This is a genomic window from Paenibacillus solani (assembly GCF_001277345.1).
Classification (GTDB): Bacteria; Bacillota; Bacilli; order Paenibacillales; family Paenibacillaceae; genus Paenibacillus_AQ; species Paenibacillus_AQ solani.
Map to the genome: position 1 here is coordinate 1253016 of NZ_LIUT01000001.1, position 22140 is coordinate 1275155.

At 47.2% G+C, this 22140-nt stretch carries 26 protein-coding genes and 1 riboswitch; of the genes, 23 read left to right on the forward strand and 3 right to left on the reverse strand.

Annotation, left to right across the window (positions count from 1 at the left end; genetic code table 11):
- Window positions 1-38: 38 nt before the first annotated feature.
- The 16 genes from AM231_RS05535 to AM231_RS05615 all read left to right on the forward strand — a co-directional run bounded on the left by AM231_RS05535 (window position 39) and on the right by AM231_RS05615 (window position 13477).
- Window positions 39-620 (forward strand): NUDIX domain-containing protein, encoded by a 582-nt coding sequence (locus AM231_RS05535; RefSeq protein WP_054401624.1) that lies wholly within the window; start codon window positions 39-41, stop codon window positions 618-620.
- Window position 621: 1 nt separating this feature from the next.
- A complete protein-coding gene (locus AM231_RS05540; RefSeq protein ID WP_053488832.1) occupies window positions 622-1836 on the forward strand; it encodes an endonuclease Q family protein in 1215 nt (404 codons plus the stop codon).
- An 89-nt stretch (window positions 1837-1925) separates the two neighbouring features.
- Window positions 1926-2549 carry a stage II sporulation protein M gene (spoIIM, locus tag AM231_RS05545; RefSeq protein ID WP_053488831.1) on the forward strand — a complete coding sequence of 208 codons (624 nt, stop codon included), beginning with the start codon at window positions 1926-1928 and terminating at the stop codon, window positions 2547-2549.
- A 109-nt stretch (window positions 2550-2658) separates the two neighbouring features.
- Entirely contained in the window at window positions 2659-3120 is a 462-nt protein-coding gene (gene fur, locus AM231_RS05550) for a ferric iron uptake transcriptional regulator (protein ID WP_053488830.1), read from the forward strand.
- 277 nt (window positions 3121-3397) lie between these two features.
- Complete coding sequence (locus AM231_RS05555) at window positions 3398-3631, forward strand: YqzK family protein (protein ID WP_053488829.1); 234 nt, start codon at window positions 3398-3400, stop codon at window positions 3629-3631.
- 39 nt (window positions 3632-3670) lie between these two features.
- The gene (gene xerD, locus AM231_RS05560) at window positions 3671-4552 is read left to right on the forward strand and encodes a site-specific tyrosine recombinase XerD (protein ID WP_054401625.1); all 882 of its coding nucleotides are present in this window, start codon (window positions 3671-3673) and stop codon (window positions 4550-4552) included.
- 54 nt (window positions 4553-4606) lie between these two features.
- On the forward strand, window positions 4607-5428 hold the full coding sequence (locus AM231_RS05565; protein WP_053488827.1) for a purine-nucleoside phosphorylase: 822 nt from the start codon (window positions 4607-4609) through the stop codon (window positions 5426-5428).
- A 197-nt stretch (window positions 5429-5625) separates the two neighbouring features.
- Window positions 5626-6819 carry a D-alanyl-D-alanine carboxypeptidase family protein gene (locus tag AM231_RS05570; RefSeq protein ID WP_054401626.1) on the forward strand — a complete coding sequence of 398 codons (1194 nt, stop codon included), beginning with the start codon at window positions 5626-5628 and terminating at the stop codon, window positions 6817-6819.
- Window positions 6820-6907: 88 nt separating this feature from the next.
- Entirely contained in the window at window positions 6908-7261 is a 354-nt protein-coding gene (spoIIAA, locus tag AM231_RS05575) for an anti-sigma F factor antagonist (RefSeq protein WP_053488825.1), read from the forward strand.
- Window positions 7258-7716: an anti-sigma F factor gene (spoIIAB, locus tag AM231_RS05580; protein WP_054401627.1), complete on the forward strand. Its 459-nt coding sequence runs from the start codon at window positions 7258-7260 to the stop codon at window positions 7714-7716. The genes spoIIAA and spoIIAB overlap by 4 nt, the downstream gene beginning before the upstream one ends.
- 11 nt (window positions 7717-7727) lie before the next feature.
- The gene (gene sigF / locus AM231_RS05585; RefSeq protein ID WP_053488823.1) at window positions 7728-8483 is read left to right on the forward strand and encodes an RNA polymerase sporulation sigma factor SigF; all 756 of its coding nucleotides are present in this window, start codon (window positions 7728-7730) and stop codon (window positions 8481-8483) included.
- A gap of 183 nt (window positions 8484-8666) precedes the next feature.
- Window positions 8667-9311: a stage V sporulation protein AA gene (locus AM231_RS05595; RefSeq protein WP_054401629.1), complete on the forward strand. Its 645-nt coding sequence runs from the start codon at window positions 8667-8669 to the stop codon at window positions 9309-9311.
- Window positions 9308-9736, forward strand: coding sequence for a stage V sporulation protein AB (locus AM231_RS05600; protein ID WP_054401630.1), 429 nt, complete (start codon window positions 9308-9310; stop codon window positions 9734-9736). Before AM231_RS05595 ends, AM231_RS05600 begins: the two co-directional genes overlap by 4 nt.
- Window positions 9737-9759: 23 nt before the next feature.
- Window positions 9760-11397, forward strand: a complete 1638-nt coding sequence (locus tag AM231_RS05605; RefSeq protein ID WP_054401631.1) for a spore germination protein — start codon at window positions 9760-9762, stop codon at window positions 11395-11397.
- 117 nt (window positions 11398-11514) lie between these two features.
- Window positions 11515-12846 (forward strand): diaminopimelate decarboxylase, encoded by a 1332-nt coding sequence (gene lysA, locus AM231_RS05610; RefSeq protein WP_054401632.1) that lies wholly within the window; start codon window positions 11515-11517, stop codon window positions 12844-12846.
- 199 nt (window positions 12847-13045) lie between these two features.
- On the forward strand, window positions 13046-13477 hold the full coding sequence (locus AM231_RS05615) for a peptidylprolyl isomerase (protein WP_053488818.1): 432 nt from the start codon (window positions 13046-13048) through the stop codon (window positions 13475-13477).
- A gap of 71 nt (window positions 13478-13548) precedes the next feature.
- Here AM231_RS05615 and AM231_RS05620 read toward each other — a convergent pair whose 3' ends face one another.
- The gene (locus tag AM231_RS05620) at window positions 13549-13950 is read right to left on the reverse strand and encodes an acyl-CoA thioesterase (RefSeq protein ID WP_054401633.1); all 402 of its coding nucleotides are present in this window, start codon (window positions 13948-13950) and stop codon (window positions 13549-13551) included.
- A gap of 598 nt (window positions 13951-14548) precedes the next feature.
- Window positions 14549-15013 (reverse strand): hypothetical protein, encoded by a 465-nt coding sequence (locus AM231_RS05625; RefSeq protein ID WP_054401634.1) that lies wholly within the window; start codon window positions 15011-15013, stop codon window positions 14549-14551.
- Window positions 15014-15588: 575 nt separating this feature from the next.
- Window positions 15589-15772, forward strand: a riboswitch (FMN riboswitch).
- A gap of 269 nt (window positions 15773-16041) precedes the next feature.
- Here AM231_RS05625 and ribD point away from each other — a divergent pair.
- The 7 genes from ribD (at window position 16042) to scpB (ending at window position 21280) form a co-directional block, all read left to right on the forward strand.
- Window positions 16042-17142: a bifunctional diaminohydroxyphosphoribosylaminopyrimidine deaminase/5-amino-6-(5-phosphoribosylamino)uracil reductase RibD gene (gene ribD / locus AM231_RS05630; protein ID WP_054401635.1), complete on the forward strand. Its 1101-nt coding sequence runs from the start codon at window positions 16042-16044 to the stop codon at window positions 17140-17142.
- 24 nt (window positions 17143-17166) lie between these two features.
- Window positions 17167-17835: a riboflavin synthase gene (gene ribE, locus AM231_RS05635; protein ID WP_053488814.1), complete on the forward strand. Its 669-nt coding sequence runs from the start codon at window positions 17167-17169 to the stop codon at window positions 17833-17835.
- Between the two features lie 48 nt (window positions 17836-17883).
- Window positions 17884-19122: a bifunctional 3,4-dihydroxy-2-butanone-4-phosphate synthase/GTP cyclohydrolase II gene (locus AM231_RS05640; RefSeq protein WP_053488813.1), complete on the forward strand. Its 1239-nt coding sequence runs from the start codon at window positions 17884-17886 to the stop codon at window positions 19120-19122.
- Window positions 19123-19193: 71 nt separating this feature from the next.
- Entirely contained in the window at window positions 19194-19382 is a 189-nt protein-coding gene (locus AM231_RS05645) for a hypothetical protein (protein ID WP_054401636.1), read from the forward strand.
- Window positions 19382-19849: a 6,7-dimethyl-8-ribityllumazine synthase gene (ribH, locus tag AM231_RS05650; protein WP_053488812.1), complete on the forward strand. Its 468-nt coding sequence runs from the start codon at window positions 19382-19384 to the stop codon at window positions 19847-19849. Before AM231_RS05645 ends, ribH begins: the two co-directional genes overlap by 1 nt.
- 65 nt (window positions 19850-19914) lie before the next feature.
- Window positions 19915-20706 carry a segregation and condensation protein A gene (locus tag AM231_RS05655; RefSeq protein ID WP_053488811.1) on the forward strand — a complete coding sequence of 264 codons (792 nt, stop codon included), beginning with the start codon at window positions 19915-19917 and terminating at the stop codon, window positions 20704-20706.
- Window positions 20675-21280 (forward strand): SMC-Scp complex subunit ScpB, encoded by a 606-nt coding sequence (gene scpB / locus AM231_RS05660; protein WP_053488810.1) that lies wholly within the window; start codon window positions 20675-20677, stop codon window positions 21278-21280. Before AM231_RS05655 ends, scpB begins: the two co-directional genes overlap by 32 nt.
- Before the next feature lie 162 nt (window positions 21281-21442).
- Here the strand turns inward: scpB and AM231_RS05665 are convergent, their stop codons facing one another.
- Entirely contained in the window at window positions 21443-21982 is a 540-nt protein-coding gene (locus AM231_RS05665) for a hypothetical protein (protein ID WP_054401637.1), read from the reverse strand.
- Window positions 21983-22140 lie beyond the last annotated feature (158 nt).

Here is a 22140-nt window from a genome sequence, read left to right on the forward strand (position 1 = left end):
GGTCAGTCATACCGTTTTTAAACAAAGGAGGTCGTGATATGAGCGATTTCGGTCGTAATAACCGAGAAGCTTCGGATAAATTGCTGGAAGAAACCACAGTGTCCACCCAATCTATTTTTAAAGGAAACATCATTTCTTTACAGGTAGACACAGTTAAACTGCCTAATGGACAGGAAGCAACCCGTGAAGTGGTTAGGCATCCGGGTGCTGTAGCCGTGCTGGCTATCAAAGGCGATAAGATACTAGCGGTGAATCAATATCGTCAACCGCTTGGACGCTGCGAAGTCGAAATACCTGCAGGTAAGCTCGAACCAGGCGAAGATCCGCTGGAAGCTGCCAAGCGTGAATTGCAGGAAGAGACGGGTTATACATGCGGGTCGATCCGTAAACTTCACTCCTTCTATACTTCGCCTGGCTTTGCGGATGAAATCATTCATTTGTATTTAGCAGAAGATCTGATCAGTGGAGAGATGAATCCGGATGAGGATGAATTTATCGAGATGATGGAGATCACGCTAGAAGAGGCATATTCACTCATACAAACAGAGCGAATCAGTGATGCCAAAACCATTCTTGCCGTTTATGCCTGGGATATGTATATGCTGAAAGGAAAGATCTAAGATGCCGCAATCCGAGAAGAATGTGTCTCCCGCCGGAATTCACTCCTATTACTGTGACATGCACATTCATATTGGACGGGCAGGTAACGGTCAAGCTGTGAAAATAAGTGCAAGCAACAACTTGACCTTTGAGAACATCGCCGTTGAGGCTTCAATACGGAAGGGTATCCAGATGATTGGTATTATCGATTGCCATTCTCCCTCGGTCCAGGAAGATATTCTTGAGTGTTTGGACAATGGCTCCATGCGAGAAGTAGAGGGAGGCGGCATTGCGTATCAAGATACGGTAATACTCCTCGGAAGCGAGATCGAGATCCGTGAAAGCGGACGTGGTGCAGCCCATGTACTGGCCTATTTCCCTGATCTTCGCACCATTCAGGAGTTTTCTGTCTGGATGGCAAAATATATGAAAAATATACAGCTCAGTTCTCAGCGCATTTACGTATCGCCACGCGAACTGCAGCAGGAAATTACGGATCGAGGGGGATTGCTGATACCTGCGCATGTATTCACTCCGCATAAAGGCTTGTACGGCAATATGGCTGATCGCATGAGCGAAGTCTTCGACCTGAACGCAATTGCTGGGATCGAACTTGGGCTTAGTGCGGATTCCTCCATGGCCGGGCGGATTAGCGAACTGGACTCTTACTCGTTCTTGACCAATTCGGATGCCCATTCACTTGGTAAGATCGGCAGGGAATATAACCGGATTGACATGGCAGAGCCATCATTTGCTGAATTTCGCAAAGCACTAGCGATGAAGGAAGGCCGCATAATCAGTGCGAATTACGGTCTTAATCCCCGGTTAGGGAAATATCACCGCTCCTACTGTAATGGATGCGATAGTGTCCTGGATGAAGGAACCGATATTCATGAATTGGTTCGGTGTCCGTACTGTGGTAGCACGAAGCTGGTTCAAGGTGTATTTGACCGGATCCTGAATATTGCCGACCGCCCTGAGCCTATCGTTCCGGAGAGCCGACCGGCGTATCACTATCAGGTTCCGCTAGAGTTTATCCCGGGGCTCGGAAAGTCCGCCATGTCGAAGCTGCTTGATGCCTTCGGTACCGAAATGAATATCCTGCATCAGGCTACGGAAGCGGAGCTGGCGGCCGTTGCCGGCGAGGGACTCGCGGCAAGCATCGTGATGGCCCGGAATGGGACACTGCCCTTATCAGCTGGAGGCGGAGGCTCTTACGGGAAGGTGCTCCGGTAAATGGGGTCAACTCTTTCATCCAAGAGGTCATACAAGGCTGACGATTGTCATAGAATAGAGTAGAGACACCAGAAAGGAGACTCTATTCTATGCAATCATTTCGCCAAGCTTTTAAAGATCAGACCATGCTTTATGTGTTCGTGGGCGTCTTATTTTTGGTAGGCGTTCTGTTTGGAGCACTGATGGTCAATGCCCTTTCTTTGGAGCAGCAGCAAGATATGGCCCGTTATTTAAACCACTTTTTTGTCAATGTCCAGGATAGTGGAGAAACTACGGGTTCGTCTTCTTACTGGAGCATCGCAGCCTTACACCTGAAATGGATCGGCTTGATATGGATTCTGGGATTGTCCGTCATCGGGCTTCCGGGAATATTAATATTGGATTTTTTAAAAGGGGTGCTCATCGGGTTTACAGTCGGTTATCTGATTGGACAGTATTCCTGGAAAGGCCTGCTGTTCGCGCTGGTGTCGATCGCCCCGCAAAATTTGTTTGTCATACCGGTACTTATGATGTGCAGCGTGGCAGCGATCACGTTCTCGCTATATATTATCAGGGATCGATTCATCATGAATCGAGGCAGCAGTATGACCAAGCCTTTTGCCTCGTATGCCATGTTGACTTTCATTATGGTCCTGCTAACACTCGGAGTTGCTTCATTTGAAACCTGGGTAACACCTGTCATGATGCGCTGGGTCACGCCAATGTTGTTATAAACCGCGAATTTTTCCATATAGCAAAACCGTTTGACTTTGTTTGTCAAATCCCCCTATAATGAAGGAAGTGAACAATAACGTGCAGTGATTTCCAAGGGGGAGGGAAACAATGGAAGCGCGGATCGACAAAATTAAACAGCAGCTACAATCCCAAGGATACAAACTAACGCCCCAACGGGAAGCCACGGTAAGCGTATTGTTGGAAAATGAAGACGACCACCTTAGCGCAGAGGATGTATTTATGCTCGTGAAAGAAAAGGCTCCGGAGATCGGTCTGGCAACCGTTTACCGTACCCTAGAGCTGCTCAGTGAGCTTCATGTTGTAGAGAAGATAAATTTTGGCGATGGTGTTGCCCGCTATGACTTGCGGACGGATACGTCGAAGCATCATCATCATCATTTAATATGTACTCAATGTGGAAGCATGGATGAGATTCGCGAGGATTGGCTTGGTCCTTTGGAAGAGCGGTTGGAGAGAGAATTCAACTTTACCGTTCATGACCATCGGCTTGATTTCCACGGCATATGCTACCGTTGCAAAGAGAAGGGCAAGAACGACCAGGACAAATAATAATCTTATACCCATTAACAACCCGCAGTGATGACCATCACGGCAAGCCCTCTACGGCGTAAGCCGGGAGGGTTTTTTAGATGGTATCAATCCATATTACGTCGAGAAAGACGTTTTTTTTATTATTCTCAGCATTTTTCAGAGGCAGCATCATTAATGACACTGAACGGGGAACATCATAATTCGGCAGCTTGTATCATAAGCTTTATTTGATATGACACCAATGGCGATGGCCCATCTACTGTGATCATTCAATGATGAAAGAGAGGCGCTGCCCGTGATTATTTCGATTCGAAAAATAGGTTCCCTGATCCGCTTCATTTCGATTTTTGCTGTTCTGACCATGTTTTTCTACATTATATTGGGATGGGTAGGAGACTGGCTGACGCCAGTTGATCCGTACCGTACGCCTACCGGACAAGCGATTAAAGCGTTTCGACCTGAGAGCACGATGGATTCCCGTTATTCGCCGGCTGAACGTCTGCGACTTTATTATTGGTATGGGGAGTAACATAATTAGGGACGCGAGGAAATAGGAGCATGAACGATTATGAAGCAATATCTGCACGACTATACAACTTATTTAGAAGACGAGAAGAGACTCTCCCGCAATACGATTGAATCGTACCGGGCTGATATTGCCGGATTCATCGCTTATTCGGAGGAGAAGGGCATAACCAGCCCGAATGAAGTGAATCGAACTACGCTGGGACTGTATATGGGCAGGCTGAAGCAGCAAGGCCGGGCGGCCTCAAGCCTGCTTCGCAGCACTGCATCTCTGCATTCCTTCTTTCAATACTTGGTTCGTCAATCTGTGATCTCCCAAGCTCCGACTCAGCTGATCGATCGTCCTAAGCTCGAACGGAAAGACCCGAAGGCCCTGACGATAGAACAGGTGGATAAGCTGTTGTCTGCCCCGGATTCTGGCACACCCATAGGAGCAAGAGACAAGGCGATGCTTGAGCTGTTATACGCCTCAGGTATCAAGGTTTCGGAATTGGTGAATCTCAATACACACGATATTAATATTGAGATGCGGTATTTACGCTGTGCCGCCGGAGGGAAGGAGCGGGTTCTTCCGATTACGCAGATTGCTGCCAGGAGTATGGCTGATTATTTGCCTAATATGAGGGAACAGCTGGTAAAGGATACCGATGAGGAAGCATTATTTCTGAATCCCTTGGGTACTCGCTTGACAAGGCAAGGATTCTGGAAAATTATTAAAAAGTATGGCAAGCAGGCTGGAATTGAGGAGGAAATTACGCCGCATACGCTCCGCCATTCGTTTGCCATTCATCTGCTTCAGAACGGCGCTGATTTACGCTCTGTGCAGGAAATGCTGGGGCATTCGGCCTTATCCACAACCAGCATGTATCAGCCTGCGAAGAAAAGCATGAAGGAAGTGTACGATCATCATCATCCTAGAGCTTAAAGCGGCCGTTTTTGGAGTACTATAACTTAAATTCAGTTAGGAGAGGTATGAATTATGAGCACAGTTCAACAGCATATTAAGGAAGCTGCAGCATACATACGCGAACAGAAGGGCGTCGAACCTGAAGTTGGTCTGATTTTGGGTTCAGGTCTCGGCGTATTAGCGGAATTGATTCAAAATCCGGTATCCATCCCGTATACAGACATTCCCCATTTTCCGGTATCGACTGTAGAAGGCCATGACGGGGAGCTGCTGCTTGGTACGATTCATGATCGACCTGTCGTTCTGATGAAAGGCCGTTTCCACATGTACGAAGGCTATGGCCCGGAAGTAACCGCCTTTCCGGTGCGTGTTATGAAAGAGCTGGGAGTGAAGAGTCTGCTGGTTACGAATGCTGCAGGCGGCATTAACACCTCGTATGAGCCTGGTGACCTGATGCTGATCTCTGATCATTTGAATATGACTGGAACCAATCCGTTGATCGGCCCGAATGAGCCGGAGCTCGGCGTCCGGTTTCCGGACATGTCCCAAGCCTACAGCCGGAAGCTGCGCCAACTGGCAAAAGAAGTGGCTGTGAGCCAAAATGTTGTGCTCAGAGAAGGGGTTTATGCAGGCTTGCTGGGACCAACCTATGAAACACCGGCTGAAATCGTCATGCTGCGCACGCTCGGTGCGGATGCGGTAGGCATGTCAACGGTCTCGGAGGTTATCGTTGCAAGACATGCGGGTCTCGAGGTGCTGGGCATCTCGTGCATCAGTAACATGGCTGCAGGGATATTGGATCAGCCGCTCTCCCATGATGAAGTCATGGAAACGGCTGAGAAGGTTCGAACCAAATTCCTTGACCTTGTCATGGCTATTATTCCAAAAATGTAACTCAATCCTATAAAGAGGCTGAGCTCATGCAGATAGTGTATCTGCAAAAGCTCAGCCTCTTTGTCATATCTCGAGGTTAAGTCATCTAGAACTTTTCGTGATATGCTGGAATAATTTGTTTTCATCCTGACGACAATGAATAGCAGACCCGTACTTGTCGGGATGCCATGATTACGAATGTCAGGAGGGGACAGAAAGTGAAAAAAGCAATAATCGCTGGATTTCTCGTACTGTTGATGGGATGGTCCAGTGTAGTGGTGCCTGCCTATGCAGAAGAGCAGAGTAAAGGCGGCGGAGGTTTGAACCAAGGGGAATTGGCCCCAAGCGCGCGTTCCGCCATATTGCTGGATGCGGACACCGGGACCATTATTTATGAGAAGAACAGCCATGATAAGCTGCCTCCGGCCAGCATTACCAAGATCATGACCATGCTGCTCATAATGGAGTCGGTTGATGAAGGGCGCTTGAAGCTGACGGATAAGGTACAGGCCAGCGAATATGCAGCCTCTATGGGCGGATCCCAGATCTTTCTGGAGCCTGGCGAAGAAATGACCGTAGATGAAATGCTCAAGGGTATTGCCATGGCATCGGGAAATGATGCTTCCGTGGCAATGGCAGAGAAAATTGCCGGCTCAGAGGAAGGCTTCGTTAAGATGATGAATGACAAGGCAGCCGAGCTTGGAATGAAAGATACGCATTTTGTGAATTGTAACGGACTTCCCGCGGAGAATCATTATACTTCGGCCCACGACATTGCAGTCATGAGCCGGGAATTGCTGAAATATGAAAAGATTACCGATTATACGGGCATCTATCAAGATTATTTGCGCAAAGACTCAGAGAAACCCTTCTGGCTGGTCAATACGAACAAGCTGGTCCGTTTCTATTCAGGTGCCGACGGGCTGAAAACCGGGTATACGTCGGAGGCTAAATTCTGTTTGTCCGCAACGGCTAAGCGGGACGGATTACGTACGGTAGCCGTAGTCATGGGAGCTCCGGATACCAAGACACGAAACCAGGAAGTGTCCCGCATGTTTGACTATGCGTTTGCCCAATATACGATGCGTTCCATCTATAAGCCGGGTGAGGTGCTCGGCATTGTGAAAGTGCAAAAGGGAATGGAGTCGCAGATTTCAATCCAAGCGGATAAAGATTACAACGTCCTTGTTAAGAAGGGGGTAAAAGACCCTGATATCCGTCATGAGATTCAGATGGAAACCAATGTAAAGGCGCCTGTATCCGTAGGACAGGTCGTTGGCAAATTATCCGTTTATCAAGGAGATCGCCTGGTAAAAGAGTTCGAGCTGACTTCTCCTGTCGAGGTCAAGAAAGCCGGCTTCTGGAAATTGTTTAAACGGACAACAGGCAAGTTGTTTCATGTAGATTCATAGGAGTTTTCTTCTAGTTTTGTCATGATGCAGGAATGTCTTTTCCCTGTGTAGAAATCCTTGTTCATGACAGGGAGGAGAGTGAGCAAACATGAATCTGCACGTTGATATGGAGCATCACAGACATGTTCTGATCGTCCGTCTATCCGGGGAACTGGATCATCATACGGCTGATCATGTCCGGATGCAGCTGGATGAAGCTATTCAGAGACGCCAAACCGAGCACTTGGTGCTGAGCTTGAAGCACTTGGACTTTATGGACAGCTCGGGTCTTGGAGTTATCCTGGGACGCTATAAATTCATCAAGCAAAAGGGCGGAAAGATGGCAGTATGTGATGTCAAGCCGCAGGTGTACCGCTTGCTTGAAATGTCGGGGTTATTCAAAATTATGCCGATATATGAGAACGAGGGTACGGCGCTCTCGGGTATGGAGGTCGTGTCATGAGTGAGGGAAAAGCACAGCATAATTTTATGACGCTGCAGTTTGCCGCAAAGTCGGAGAACGAATCCTTTGCCCGTGTCGCTGTGGCTGCATTCATCTCCCAGTTGGATCCGAATATGGATGAGCTGAGTGATCTGAAGACGGTGGTCTCTGAAGCAGTCACGAACAGTATCATCCACGGCTATGACAGCAATCCGGACGGGGTTGTCAAGATAGAAGCCTCCATAGATAAGGATATCATTACGCTGTGTGTTGAAGACTCCGGAAGAGGCATTGAGGACTTAGAAATGGCCAAGCAGCCGCTTTATACTTCAAAACCAGAGCTCGAACGGTCCGGCATGGGATTCACCATCATGGAAAATTTCATGGATGAATTTGAAGTGATCAGCGAACCAGGAAGCGGTACGTCGATCAAAATGAAAAAGAGGATCGAATCTAAGAAAGCTTTATATAATTAGGGGTTGGACAAATGGATGCCGATGTGAAAAAAACTTCGCAGACTTATTTGGACGACGCGGAGGTCAAACGACTCATTGCACTTAGCCAAAGCGGGGATAATGTCGCCCGGGATACGCTCGTCAACTGTAATATTCGTCTTGTCTGGTCAGTCGTTCAGCGGTTTATGAACCGGGGGTATGAGCCTGATGATCTGTTTCAAATCGGCTGCATCGGTCTTCTCAAATCCGTGGACAAGTTCGATCTCAGTTATGACGTTAAGTTCTCTACTTATGCCGTACCGATGATTATCGGAGAAATTCAGCGCTTTTTAAGGGATGACGGGACTCTCAAGGTCAGCCGGTCGCTTAAGGAAATGGCCAACAAGGTCAGAAAGAAGCGGGACGAGCTGTCCAAACAGCTTGATCGACTTCCAACGATAAAAGAGGTGGCAGAAGAGCTTGGAGTAACACCTGAAGAAGTAGTGTTTGCCCAAGAGGCGAATAAACCGCCAACCTCTATTCATGAGACCGTTTTTGAAAATGACGGAGATCCTATCACACTCATGGATCAGATTGCCGACGACTCGCAGGAGCGATGGTTCGACAAGCTGGCTTTGAATGAAGCGATAGGGGGTTTGACTGAACGGGAGCGCCTCATCGTTTATTTGAGGTATTACCGGGATCAGACGCAATCGGAAGTTGCCAGCCGTCTAGGGATATCACAGGTTCAGGTATCACGACTTGAGAAGAAAATACTGCAGAGTATTCGCAATGAAATCGCGCAGTAACCTGGACCTTCAAAAATTGAATAATTTGCTCAAAGCAGCGCCGTCCATAGGGACGGCGTTTTATTCTATTGAAGCAACTTTAAGCCGTCCTGAGCTCACGGAAGAAAAGTATGATTCAATCCGAGTAGAATCGGGAGGCTTTTCCCATACTAACGGTAATTTAGCAGTAAAGGAGTGTTTCGGATGAAGATTAATCCCACTCCGACGGTGTTTCTGCAGCTGCGAAGCCGCATACGGTTACCCATAGACCAGACCGTCAAACTCGGTGATGTCGCCTTCATCGTCTGTGAGCCCGAATGGGAGGGTAGGCTTCGAGCCATGCCGCTAACGCAACCGAAGGATATTGATGGCAACCGGCTTGTCATGGATCTAATTCAAATCATCCCCAAGATCAAAGCGTTGGTTCCCGGCGTTCATATTGAAACGATGGGCAACCATCATACGCTGGTTGAGCTTGTCGGTCCTGACAGCAAACGCTCGAAATTGTGGTTTCCGCTCATCTGGCTGCTCTTGTTTTTCGGCTCTGCGCTTACCATCATGAACTTTCATGCTGATGTCAACATGCTTGAGGTACATATCCGGATTGTTGAGATGGTGACAGGGGAAAGAGATGAGCATCCATATTTGTTCCAAATTGCGTATTCCCTTGGCCTCGGATTCGGAATGACAGTGTTCTTCAATCATTTGTTCAAGAAGAAATGGAATGAAGAGCCGACTCCGCTAGAAGTGGAGATGTATCTCTATCAGGAAAATCTGGATCAGTTCGTCGTTGCCGAAGAATATCGCAAAATGAACGGCAGCGCCAATACAAAGGGTAAGAAACGATGAGCTTGTCCATTCTTCAGGGGATGTTCATTTGCCTGCTTGGTGTTGCCGGAGGCATTGCGGTCGGCGGTGGAGTGATAGCGCTTATCATTGTGCTGGACATCATTCCAAGACTATCCCAGCTGACGGCAACATATGGTCGGGTGCATTGGTACGAGGGGGCATTGATCGCAGGTTCTTTCATTGGCACGATGGCCGATTTCTGGAAATGGTCCGTACCGCTTGGACCGATAGTGAGTACCGTCATCGGATTGATGTGCGGGATATTTATCGGTATGCTGGCAGCCGCGCTTACGGAAGTATTGAATGTATTACCGATCCTGGCCAAGCGGCTCCGCTTGACAGGTTATTTATTTGGTCTTCTTATGGCCATGGTGGCAGGAAAGGTAGCAGGCTCTTTGTTCGACTGGTTTGTTTACAACAAGTGATTGTCATGGCTAGGAGGCAGCTTATGGACGACAAGACAATGCATAATGGTGAACTCGAAACCGGGATACCTTTGATCCCTCCATCGGAAATTAAAGCGCTGGAGGAAAAGGCGCTAAGGGAAAAGAGAGAGTCCGAAACATCCGACAGTACAGAGGAATCAGTCCTGTATTGGCAGCAAAACGACCACATTCCTGCAAAGCTGAGTGCCCTGAAAGAAACGCTTAAAGAGGTGATCGGCCTAGGGGTATCGTTTGATGTGGTATTTCGCGAAATGAACTTTGCCGGCAGAAATGCGGGGCTGCTGTTCTTAAACGGGTTCACCAATGACGATATACTGACAGAGATTTTAACCAGGCTCACGTACTTGAAACCCGAAGACGTGAGCAATCAACAAGTGCTGACCGAGATGATGACCAAGTACATTCCGCATGTTCAGGTGGAGCGGGACACAAGGCTTAGCAAGATAATCAATGAAGTGCTCTCCGGCTTGTGCGCGCTATTCATAGAGGATGCGCATTCCGCCATTCTATTGGATGCCCGGAAATATCCGGTTCGCGGACTGGAAGAGCCTGATGTGGAACGAGTCGTCCGCGGCGCGAGAGATGGTTTTACGGAGACGCTTGTTACTAACGTGAACCTGGTGCGCAGGCGGGTTCGCGATCCGGGACTGCATATAGAGATTCTGAAAGTGGGAAGGCGGACGAGGACGGACGTCGGTCTCGTCTTCATTGATGATATTGCCGATCGTACCCAGGTGGAAGCGATTCGCGCAAAAATTCAGGAAGTTGATTTGGAAGGACTCCCTCTCGGAGACAAACAACTGGAGGAAGCTATTGTGAATAAAGGCTGGCATCCTTATCCGCTGGTAAGATATTCGGAGCGGCCCGATGTGGTATCTTCTCATCTGCTGGAAGGCCGAATTGTAATCATGGTAGACACCTCGCCAAGCGTGATGATCATGCCCTCCACTTTCCTGGACCTCTGTCAGCATGCCGAGGAGAATCGCCAAACACCGTTTATGGGGACTTACTTGCGCTGGATTCGTTTTATAGGCATATTTGCCTCGATGTTCCTGCTCCCGCTATGGATGCTGTTAGTGGTCCATCCAGAACTGAAGCCAGTCGGACTTGATATTATCGGTCCACATGAGAATTCGAAGATACCGATTATTCTGCAGTTTATGATCGTGGAATTCGGCGTCGATTTGCTCCGGCTGGCGGCCGTTCATACACCGACCCCGCTTGCGTCGGCGATGGGATTGATTGCTGCGATTCTAGTTGGTGACATCGCCGTCAAGACTGGATTATTTGTGAATGAGGTCGTATTGTATATGGCGGTCGCTACCATCGGAATGTACGCGACTCCAAGCTATGAGCTTGGGCTTGCCAATCGGATGGTCAGGCTGCTTCTTCTGATAGCTACTGCATTATTCGGAGTGAAGGGTTTTGTCATCGGGACGACGCTTTTGATCCTGCTACTGACGACTCACCGTTCCTATAACTCGTCTTATTTGTGGCCCTTTATACCGTTTAGTGCCAAAGCGATGGGCGAGATTCTATTCCGCAAACCGCTGCTTATGTCGAGAAGACGCCCGGCTCTGAATAAGACTCGAGACAATACCAAAATGGGTTCTGAGATGAATCCGAGACGCGAGCATTAACAATAACACAAAAGTTGTGTTGAAAAATCCATTTTGATTACGTTCCGTTGTCTGATATACTGTGAACAATTATTCGATTATTTTAATTTGAATCAATGGATCGGAGGAATTGTAAGCATGTTTTTACACGGGACTAGCAAGATTAACGATCAGGGGCATTTAGAGATCGGTGGTTGTGACACCACCAGCTTGAAAGCTCAGTACGGAACACCACTTTATATTATAGACGAGCAGTCGGTTCGAAACCGCTGCCAGGAATACATCGATGCCTTCAAAGCCTCTGGGCTGAAGTTCCAGGTCGCCTACGCGAGCAAGGCGTTCTGTGTCATGGCGATGTGCCGTTTGGCCGAAGAGGAAGGGATGTCACTTGACGTTGTTTCCGACGGTGAACTGTACACAGCGCTCGAGGCAGGTTTTCCGGCAGACCGAATTCATTTTCACGGAAACAATAAAACGCCGGAAGAAATTGAAATGGCGCTGGATGCTGAAATCGGCTGCTTCGTTGTGGATAACCTGGTTGAGCTGCACATACTTCAATTCATAGCTGCCGAGAAGAATAAAAAGGTTAATGTTCTTCTTCGCGTGACACCGGGTGTCGAAGCTCATACGCATGAATATATTTCAACAGGTCAGACCGATTCAAAATTTGGCTTTGATATCGGAAATGGTTCAGCTTATGAGGCTGTGAAACTTGCAGAAACTCAAGCAAATATTCATCTTTTGGGCATTCATTCTCATATCGGCTCACAAATATTTGAGGTGGATGGGTTCCAAATGGCGGTTCAGCGCGTTGCTGAATTTGCCGCTTCTGTAAAAGAAGGATTGAACATTGGATTCAAGGTGGTTAATTTGGGCGGCGGTTTCGGTATTCGCTACGTGGATGGAGATACGCCCCTTCATGTTTCCCAATATGTAAAAGCGATCACGGATGCTGTAAAGGTTCACTTTGCCGACCTGGGCTCCGAGCTTCCCGAAATTTGGGTGGAGCCAGGCCGCAGTATCGTAGGAGAGGCAGGAACCACGCTCTATACGGTGGGTACAAGCAAGGATATCCCCGGCGTACGCAAATACGTTGCCGTCGACGGCGGAATGACGGATAACCCGCGTCCTGCATTGTATGAGTCGAAATATGAAGCGCTGCTCGCCAACCGGGCTCAGGAGAAGCCTGAAGAAACGGTGTCCATTGCGGGCAAGTGCTGTGAGAGCGGAGACATGCTGATCTGGGACTTGGAGCTGCCAAAAGTAGCAGCGGGCGATCTTCTAGCCGTAACCTGCACGGGCGCATACAACTATTCCATGGCCAGCAATTACAACCGAATCCGAAAGCCAGCTGTCGTATTTGTTAAAGACGGACAGAGCAAATTGGTCGTGCGCCGTGAATCGCTTGCTGACATCATCAGCCACGATGTCGTGCCAGCGAACACTGCGAAAGAAACCGTAACAAGTTAATCGTGTTATCAGATAAACCTCATCAGAGGGCCCACCCACGCCTCCGGCGTGGGCTGGGCTCTTTGCTCTGTTTTTTGCGTTGATTATATCTTGAGAGAATGTGTAAGTACGTTTTGCTTCAAGGGTCATTTCATAGTAAACTATAACTTGCATTGTAAATAATCGATGAAACGTTCTAAGAACGGAAGGAGATACACAAATGGCGAAAAAAGCGAAGATCACATTAGAGAATGGTAAAGAGGTTGTGCTTGATCTGTTTGAGAATGATGCACCGAATACGGTCGCAAATTTTGAGAAATTGGCAAACTCCGGATTTTATAACGGTCTTGTATTTCACCGTATAATCCCTGGGTTCGTCGCTCAAGGCGGTTGCCCGCAAGGTACTGGTACCGGCGGCCCTGGTTATACTATCAACTGCGAGATCAACCCTAACAAGCATGAGCGTGGAAGCTTGGCTATGGCGCATGCCGGCCGCAACACGGGCGGAAGCCAGTTCTACGTTTGCTACGAGCCGCAGCCGCATTTGGACGGACAACATACGGTATTTGGTAAAGTAGTAGAGGGCATGGAGTACGTGGATGCATTTAAAGGCCGCGACAAAATGGAAAAAGTAGAAGTATACGAAGCTTAATTTATCGCCTCGTATTGGACAGGCTCGCCTCAGAGGTGAGCCTGTTTTTTATGCTGCTGGAAGGAGTAGAGTCACACAGATTTAGGAAAAAATTTGCGGAGCTCCTCCGGAACGAGCCGGCTTTTACGCGTATCAACATCCATGGCAACACTGGTGACTGCAGCATCCGCGCAGAGTTCTCCCTGTTCGTTGAATATCCTCTGATTCAGCACATAACTTGTTCGACCCACCGCATGCGGTTCGGTTACGATTGTCAGTCGCTCGCCTTGCCCGCACTCCTTACGGTAATTTATGTTAATATTGACGGTTACGGTCTGGACGCCAAGCCGTTTCAGCACATCGTACGGAAGGTCTCCTGCTTCATACCATTCTTCCCGGCCCCATTCCAAATACTCCAGGTATTTCGCATTGTTTACATGTCCATTGACGTCGATCTCCGTAGGACGGACGATGATATCCAGTGAAGTTTTCATGATTGTTCGCTCCTTTATAAAACTGTGATCCATGATACGACTTTAACTTTACTGTTCTCCCCCTGGTGTGGATTCTCCTAGTATATCTCATGTTTGGTCTGATATTAATGTTATAAGTTTTAAAAAAGTTAGTTTAACGCGATTTTCGAAGATGGGTGAGTTGTGGGTAATCATCCGTATAAAATATCTAGAAATCGTTTGGTGAATATGTATATACTTATACGCAGTAACAATTCATTTTTGAAATAGAGTTGTGTTGGTTTCATTGTTATTTCGTAGATAGTCTGAAAATCAAAGAAAAACCTGCCAATTAACCGGCAGGTTTTTTCTTTGATTTCTGCATTTAGTTTCTCAAACAAGCCTATTGCTCAGGCCTTTGATTTATTTGCAATAAATTCTGCATATGGTCAGCCAATGGACAAATTAATAACTTTTAGAATTCACCAGAGAGTTGTTTCATAAAGAAACGTGGCAATAGGTATTGGTAGATTTCAGGTTCCCTATACGAGAATATAGGAATCTAGGAGTAAATGGACACTTGCCACTATACTTATGAGTGACAAGTGCACAATATTATTACTCGTAATATGAAAACTACTTAATTGTTACCCAGAATAACATGAACATAGGCATCGGAATTACTAATATTTTCAACAAAGACATAATACGTGCCTTGATCAAGTTGAACCATCTGGTTTAAGGTCGTTTCTCCTGTCAATGTATATGATTGAGGACTTCCGCTACTGTTAGATTTAACAACAGTGTATCTGACAGTTGGACTTGAACCACCTTGCGTTGCCGGTTTTTGATAAACAGCTAACCTCACTTGGTGTGAATAGGGCGATTCATATACATAGCCATTTCCAATAGACATATAGTAATTCCAAGCTTGAAGGTTGGGCAATACAAAATACATGTTTTTATTGGTGCTTAGCTGGCTCTCAGACTGAGGTTCGGGAGATACCGTAATTTCAGTAGCTGCAAATGCTGATTGAGACATTAGCATTGCACTTACTACACTTCCGCAAATAAATAGTTTAGACAATTTTTTTCTCAGACTCATAAGACACCTCCAAATAATGGTAAGATCGGATGATCTTGTAATAAATATATACTTTAACCTAATGATTGTAAATAATTATATATTGTAGTTTTTATGGTATTTTTTATAAAAAAATATAAAAATTATACTTGCTTCATTAATAATTTTAATTAATTCTAATAATTAGCCATACAATGTTAACTAAAACTCAACAAATGAATAACAATGTTATGAGGATGTTATATAATTAAGATTACAATTAAATAAAATAAGTTAAGATGGAGAAAGCACTAAGAATGCATGAAATGAAGGGGAATAGTATTCATTATTTTCCTTTGCTTTATTTCAAGGACCAAACCAAACTATAGCAAACAGATTTTGTTAGAAAACAGAGCATCTTAAAGACCCACTTTTCACGTGAAAGGGTTGGTAAGCGCAGAATAATTAGAGTGAGTAAAGCTGTCTTTACAGCCTGGCTAGAGGGAGAATAAATATATATGTTATAAAGCAAGGGTGTTTTTCACTTGCTTTTTTTATTTATGGGTGTTAATTTTAGAGTGAGTAGGAGCAAAACAAGGAAAAACAGAATATCTAGCAAAATCCTTCGGGGCAGGGTGAAATTCCCTACCGGCGGTGATGTACGCAGTACAGCAGCTTAACAAAGCTGAACGCTGCGTCTTAGTCCGTGACCCGGATATGTGTGTGATGATACACACCGTATGCGGTGGACCTGGTGTAAATCCGGGACCGACAGTATAGTCTGGATGGGAGAAGGAGTGAGAGACACATATGCATTAGGTGCTATTGTGTCTGCGCGCACAACGTGACATGCGTTTTGTGCAGGTTTTCACATGCAATTCAAAGCTGTTATGGCGATTATTTTGGCGCCTCTGATAACGGATTTGGATCGTTTGTTGTAGTCAAAATCTGCGTTCATAACGGTTATTTATCGTGTCCTTTATTTTAACTCTCATCAAGCCCTGGTAAGGATTCCGCCGAATCCTACCGGGGCTTATTTTGTTTGAATGCAATGAAAGGGGGGGCTTAGGATGGATATCGTAAACGATGAATTCTATATGACACTTGCCCTGGACTTGGCTGAACGCGCTCAGGGCCAAACGGGGACGAACCCGGTTGTCGGCTGCGTCATCGTAAAGGACGGCGCGCTTGCAGGAGTAGGCACGCATCTGGAGCGCGGAACCCCGCATGCCGAAGTGCACGCCTTGAATATGGCAGGCCAAAAAGCAGCAGGCAGCACAGTATACGTAACATTGGAACCTTGCAGTCACTATGGTGCGACGCCGCCTTGCAGCGAAAGACTGATTGCCGAGAGGGTTAAGCGAGTTGTCGTTGCCTGCGAAGACCCGAATCCCCTTGTAGCGGGAACAGGGATTCAGATGCTTCGTGCAGCAGGAATCCAGGTCGAGACTGGCATACTCAGAGACCGTGCTCTCCGCCTTAATGAAGCCTTTATTAAATACATTACGTCGGGCCATCCCTTCGTAACGCTTAAGACGGCGAGCACGCTGGACGGCAAGATCGCTTCGAAGACAGGCGATAGCAAATGGATTTCGAATGAGGAATCCAGGGAGCTTGTGCATACGCTTCGTCACCGGCATCAAGGCATCATGGTTGGCGTATCGACGGTGATAGCGGATAACCCGAGTCTTACGACCCGGCTTGGCGTTGAAGGGCTGCATCCAATCAGGATTATTGTGGATTCCAGCTTGCGCATACCGCCTGACAGCAGGGTTGTAACAGACGGATTGGCTCCTACATGGATCTTGACAACGGAGAAGGCGGATGCGACAAAGCGATCCAGGTTGGAAGAACAGGGAATTCAGGTCATTCCCTGCGGAGCAGGGCCTCGCGTTGATTTGAAGTCTGCGATGGCAAAGCTGGGGCAGATGGGGATGTCCTCCATTCTGCTTGAAGGCGGGGGTACACTCAATGGATCAATGCTGGAGAATAAGCTGGTGGATCGGATCATTCAGTTTATCGCTCCAAAAATTGTCGGAGGATTCGATGCCCCAGGAAATTACATGTTTAGCGGATATGAGTTGATGAATCAAGCGATTCAGCTGACAAAGCTTGAGATGGAAAGACTGGATGACAATATATATGTCACCGGCATTCCGGTCTGGCATTAAGAGAACATGGAAGGAGGCATGCCTGTGTTTACCGGATTGGTCGAGGAGATCGGCGTGATGAGACGGATTGGGCGCAAAGGCGAGGCCATGCTGCTGAGCATCTCAGCTAGCCGGATCATGGATGATTTAAAGCTGGGCGACAGTGTATCCGTGAACGGCGTCTGCTTAACAGCTACGACGATTAACAAAGGAATTTTCACGGTGGACGTCATGCCTGAAACCTATAGAAGCACCAATCTAAAGGATTTGCAGCCTGGAGGGAAGGTCAATCTGGAACGGGCGATGGCAGCCGGAGGAAGATTTGGCGGCCACATCGTTCAGGGGCATGTCGATGGTGTTGGGGTCATCCGCAGCGTGCAGACGGATCAGAATGCGGTGGTGTATGAGGTTGCGCCTTCGAACAAGGACGTAATCAAATATATTATTCCGAAAGGCTCCGTCACCTTGGATGGAATCAGCTTGACTGTTGTTAAAACGACAGAGACCTCGTTTACGGTGTCTATCATCCCCCACACACTGGCGGAGACGGTGCTTGCTGATAAAAAAGCGGGCGATACAGTGAATATCGAAACCGACATTTTAGGGAAATATGTGGAGCATCTTCTGCATTTTGGCTCACAAGATACGGGTAGAAGAGGCGGGACCAAGCGTGAATTGAGCAGAGACTATCTTGCTGAGCACGGGTTTGTATAAAGATTGCTTCTAGACAACAGACGTTTTGGAGAAAAAGGAGGGGCAACGATGGATGAACGTTTTTCATTTCATACAATCGACGAGGCGTTATCAGATTTGAAGGAAGGCAAGGTCATCATTGTCGTTGACGATGAAGATCGCGAGAATGAAGGGGATTTTATCGCTCTGGCAGACAAGGCAACCCCTGAGGTTATCAATTTTATGATCACCGAAGGCCGCGGGTTAGTATGCTTGCCGATGACGCAGGCAAGAGCTCAGGAACTTGATCTCAAACCGATGGTTACCCAAAATACAGATTTTCATGGAACGGCTTTTACCGTCTCCATTGATCATAAGGACACAACGACAGGCATATCCGCCTATGAGCGGTCCGTAACCGTGAAGAGTATCCTGGATTCAAGCGCGTCTGCTGCGGATTTCCGCAGGCCGGGACATATGTTCCCGCTAATTGCAAAGGACGGGGGCGTCCTTCGCCGTGCAGGACATACCGAGGCAGCGGTCGATCTTGCCCGGCTCAGCGGCTCCTATCCGGCCGGCGTCATTTGCGAGGTGATCAAAGAAGACGGAACGATGGCCCGTCTTCCCGACCTGGTGGAGATTGCGAAAAAGCATGATCTGAAGCTGATTAGCATCAAGGATCTGATCCATTACCGCAACGAAAAAGAGAAGCTCGTGCAGCGTGAGGTAGCTGTACGGATGCCGACCGACTACGGCGTGTTTCAGGCCGTTGCTTACACCAACGACGTGGACAACAAAGAGCATGTCGCTTTGGTCAAAGGAGAGATCGACCCACATGAGCCAGTTCTCGTCCGCGTTCACTCTGAGTGCTTGACAGGGGATGTGTTCCACTCCCATCGCTGCGACTGTGGTCCGCAATTTGAGGCGGCCCTTCGCCAGATTGACGAAGCAGGCAGAGGTGTGCTCCTCTACATGCGCCAGGAGGGGCGGGGCATCGGCTTAATCAACAAACTGAAAGCCTACAAGCTCCAGGAAGAGGGACTTGATACCGTCGACGCGAATCTGAAGCTCGGCTTTGCGGCAGATCTACGCGATTACGGCATCGGTGCCCAGATTCTGAAGGATCTGGGTGTGAGACAAATCCGCCTGCTGACAAACAACCCGCGTAAAATCAAGGGCCTTGAAGGTTACGGCCTGGAAGTAGTGGAGCGGGTCCCGATCCAAATGCCCGAGAACGAGGATAATACAGGTTACCTGCATACCAAGCAAGCGAAGCTCGGTCATATGCTGAAGTTCAACGATATCGAGCAGAACGAGAGTGCCAACTAATCACCAAATAACAAAAGGTCGATCATGTGGAATGATTTGCTTCTATGGTATGACCTAGCGAAGAGGGCGGAATGCTGTTGGAGAAGCGCCAGCGGTCGCCTTTAACTCCTGATTTCTACCCTGGTAAATTATTCGTGAAATCAGGAGTTAACAGCGATCGGAAGCAGCAGCCGTCAGCGCAGCGGGCAAACGACATCGAACTAATCTCATCTCCCTTGATTGACCTTATAAACTCCAAACCGAAAGGAAGTCATCCATAATGGCAACTATATTTGAAGGTAAATTAGTATCTGAAGGTCTAAAGTACGGTATCGTAGTAGGTCGATTCAACGAATTCATCACCAGTAAGCTGCTCGGAGGCGCTCTGGACGCATTGAAACGTCACGGTGCAGATGATAACGAAATCGACGTGGCTTGGGTACCAGGAGCATTCGAAATCCCGCTCATTGCCCAAAAAATGGCAGAGAGCGGTAAATACGATGCAATCATCACCTTGGGAACCGTCATTCGCGGCTCCACCACTCACTACGATTATGTATGCAACGAAGTGGCCAAAGGAGTTTCGGCCATTAATCTGAAGACCGGTGTACCAACGATTTTCGGAGTCGTCACGACAGAGAATATCGAGCAAGCCGTTGAACGGGCAGGAACCAAGGCTGGCAATAAAGGCTGGGATTCGGCCATGGCAGCCATTGAAATGGCGAACTTGACGAAAAGCCTAAAATAGTGCTTATTTAATGTAGTGCTCTTTTTTAAGAGCACTGCATTTTATTTTTGGCGGGAGGATTTACCGTGACCGTATTATACAAGCTGGAAACGTTTGAAGGACCGCTCGATCTGCTGCTGCATTTGATTGATAAAGCGGAAATCGACATCCAGGATATTCCCGTCAGTGAGATTACTGAGCAATACATGGCCTATTTGCACAATATGCAGGAGTTGGAGCTGGAAGTTACGAGCGAATTCCTGGTGATGGCTGCCACGCTGTTGTCTATAAAGAGCAAGCTGCTGCTTCCTAAGCCTCCCGTTATCGAAATGGACGAGTTCGATTTTTATGAAGAGGACGACATGGATCCGAGAGCAGAACTCATTGCCAAGCTGATTGAATACCGCAAATATAAAGGCATCGCACGCCATCTGCATGAGAAAGAGTTTGAACGCAGCCACATTTATTCCAAGGAAGCGGAAGATCTGAGCGCTTATATGCCGCTAGTGGAGGAAAACCCGGTACAGGGATTACATATATCGGATTTGATCAGCGCTTTCCAGAAAGCGTTAAGTAAGGCAGTCAAGCGTACTTCGTATGCCCGCATTCAGCGGGATGAAATATCGGTAAAGGATCGCATTCGCCAGGTCATGGACACCTTGGAACAGGCCGGCACAGGGGGAAGGGTCCTGTTCTCCAAGCTTTTACACGAAGAGATGGAACGGCATGAGATCGTGGTGACCTTCCTGGCCATATTGGAACTTATGAAAATGAAACAAATTTTGTGCTATCAGGAGAAGTTGTTTGAAGATATCGTTTTGGAGTGGAGAGGGGAAGAACGCATTGATGGATTATCCGAAGCTGAAATCGATTATTGAGGGGCTTCTGTTCCTGTCTGGGGAAGAGGGCTTATCGGTCAAGCACATTGCTGAGATCACCGAGCAATCGGATGGCCTGGTTGGTGAAGCACTTGAGGACATGAAGGAGGAATGGGAGCGTCAGGAGCGGGGAATTCAGATTGTTCAGATTGCCGGAAGCTACAAAATGGCTACATTGGCCGAGCATGCCCCGTACTTCGAACGATTGGCTTATTCGCCTTCCCGCTCTGCATTGTCTCAAGCGGCGCTTGAAACGCTGTCCATTGTCGCTTATCGCCAGCCGATAACGCGTGTGGAGATTGAAGACATCCGGGGGGTTAAATCCGAGCGTGCGATCCATACATTAGTGAGTAAGGGATTGATCGAGGAAGTCGGACGTGCCGAAGCGATTGGCAGGCCGATTCTGTATGGAACGACCAAATCATTTCTGGATTATTTCGGACTCGCTAATATCAAGGATTTACCCGAGCCGTCACAGTTTGAGGACACGGATCAGTTAGAAGAAGAGACGCAGCTATTATTCGATAAGCTGGATGATCGTCAGCTTACGTTTGATGATGTGGGGGAAAGCTAGTATCTCATATAAGAGTAAGATGTTATCCCGAGCGCTGTTTAAGCACGCTCGGGATTTTTTGTGTTTTCATGGAATCAACCAACCTTCCGTTAATATCAATTAACTTTATATTTTCAATACGGCTTATATAATCAGGTTCTGTTAACTGTATAGGGCAATATGTCACCACTTTTTTTCACCAATCTTCCACTGGCCATCTTCCTTAAACATTAGATATATAGCTGTTCCGAAATAAGCATTGGGGGAATCAGTGGAATTGGGAAGGTATGATTCTTCTTTAACACCTACTTCCATATCAGAAAAGTACTCTGATGGACCATCATAAAAAGTCGCTTCAGATAAATATGTTATTTTGATATTTTTGAGATATTCTTCAGTATCTGTTTGTTGGTAATGGTCTTTTGTCAAAACACTTCTATAGCCATCTACATTTTCCGTAAGAATGCTCTTCATCATATTATTTAGCACTCGAACAATTTCAAGTTCGTCCCCTTCGTAGAGACTTTCATCAAGATACTGTGGGTTATCGAGATATTTTGCCTTATAGGGTTGGCTAGAATTTTCTGATTCTTTGTCATTCTGATTGCTTGAAATTTCTTTCTCATCCGATGTTTGTGCATTCTGTCTCTGTTGAACACCATTGCAGCCGAGAATAATTGACAAGAGTCCCGCGACTAAAAGTAAACTAAAAATTTTACTCATCTATACACCTCCTTAATGAAAGGTTGCTACAGTATAAATTATACTGCATTATCTTTATTCTTAAAATTTTCCAGAATGAGATTTTGCTACTCACCACGGATATCAACGGAGCTGCTGTTTCCTCCTCCTTCTAGGTAACTGTTTCAACGCTGTATTGT

Bases quoted from the DNA above. Each gene is read 5' to 3' on its own strand.
- AM231_RS05665 (WP_054401637.1), bottom strand. From the start codon at position 21,982: ATGAGTAAAATTTTTAGTTTACTTTTAGTCGCGGGACTCTTGTCAATT.
- spoIIAA (WP_053488825.1), top strand. From the start codon at position 6,908: ATGAATCTGCACGTTGATATGGAGCATCACAGACATGTTCTGATCGTC.
- AM231_RS05615 (WP_053488818.1), top strand. From the start codon at position 13,046: ATGGCGAAAAAAGCGAAGATCACATTAGAGAATGGTAAAGAGGTTGTG.
- ribH (WP_053488812.1), top strand. From the start codon at position 19,382: ATGGCAACTATATTTGAAGGTAAATTAGTATCTGAAGGTCTAAAGTAC.
- AM231_RS05595 (WP_054401629.1), top strand. From the start codon at position 8,667: ATGAAGATTAATCCCACTCCGACGGTGTTTCTGCAGCTGCGAAGCCGC.
- ribD (WP_054401635.1), top strand. From the start codon at position 16,042: ATGGATATCGTAAACGATGAATTCTATATGACACTTGCCCTGGACTTG.
- spoIIAB (WP_054401627.1), top strand. From the start codon at position 7,258: ATGAGTGAGGGAAAAGCACAGCATAATTTTATGACGCTGCAGTTTGCC.
- fur (WP_053488830.1), top strand. From the start codon at position 2,659: ATGGAAGCGCGGATCGACAAAATTAAACAGCAGCTACAATCCCAAGGA.
- AM231_RS05535 (WP_054401624.1), top strand. From the start codon at position 39: ATGAGCGATTTCGGTCGTAATAACCGAGAAGCTTCGGATAAATTGCTG.
- AM231_RS05605 (WP_054401631.1), top strand. From the start codon at position 9,760: ATGGACGACAAGACAATGCATAATGGTGAACTCGAAACCGGGATACCT.
- scpB (WP_053488810.1), top strand. From the start codon at position 20,675: ATGGATTATCCGAAGCTGAAATCGATTATTGAGGGGCTTCTGTTCCTG.
- AM231_RS05640 (WP_053488813.1), top strand. From the start codon at position 17,884: ATGGATGAACGTTTTTCATTTCATACAATCGACGAGGCGTTATCAGAT.
- AM231_RS05645 (WP_054401636.1), top strand. From the start codon at position 19,194: ATGCTGTTGGAGAAGCGCCAGCGGTCGCCTTTAACTCCTGATTTCTAC.
- AM231_RS05565 (WP_053488827.1), top strand. From the start codon at position 4,607: ATGAGCACAGTTCAACAGCATATTAAGGAAGCTGCAGCATACATACGC.
- xerD (WP_054401625.1), top strand. From the start codon at position 3,671: ATGAAGCAATATCTGCACGACTATACAACTTATTTAGAAGACGAGAAG.
- AM231_RS05540 (WP_053488832.1), top strand. From the start codon at position 622: ATGCCGCAATCCGAGAAGAATGTGTCTCCCGCCGGAATTCACTCCTAT.
- AM231_RS05600 (WP_054401630.1), top strand. From the start codon at position 9,308: ATGAGCTTGTCCATTCTTCAGGGGATGTTCATTTGCCTGCTTGGTGTT.
- lysA (WP_054401632.1), top strand. From the start codon at position 11,515: ATGTTTTTACACGGGACTAGCAAGATTAACGATCAGGGGCATTTAGAG.
- sigF (WP_053488823.1), top strand. From the start codon at position 7,728: ATGGATGCCGATGTGAAAAAAACTTCGCAGACTTATTTGGACGACGCG.
- AM231_RS05625 (WP_054401634.1), bottom strand. From the start codon at position 15,013: ATGAGTCTGAGAAAAAAATTGTCTAAACTATTTATTTGCGGAAGTGTA.
- AM231_RS05620 (WP_054401633.1), bottom strand. From the start codon at position 13,950: ATGAAAACTTCACTGGATATCATCGTCCGTCCTACGGAGATCGACGTC.
- spoIIM (WP_053488831.1), top strand. From the start codon at position 1,926: ATGCAATCATTTCGCCAAGCTTTTAAAGATCAGACCATGCTTTATGTG.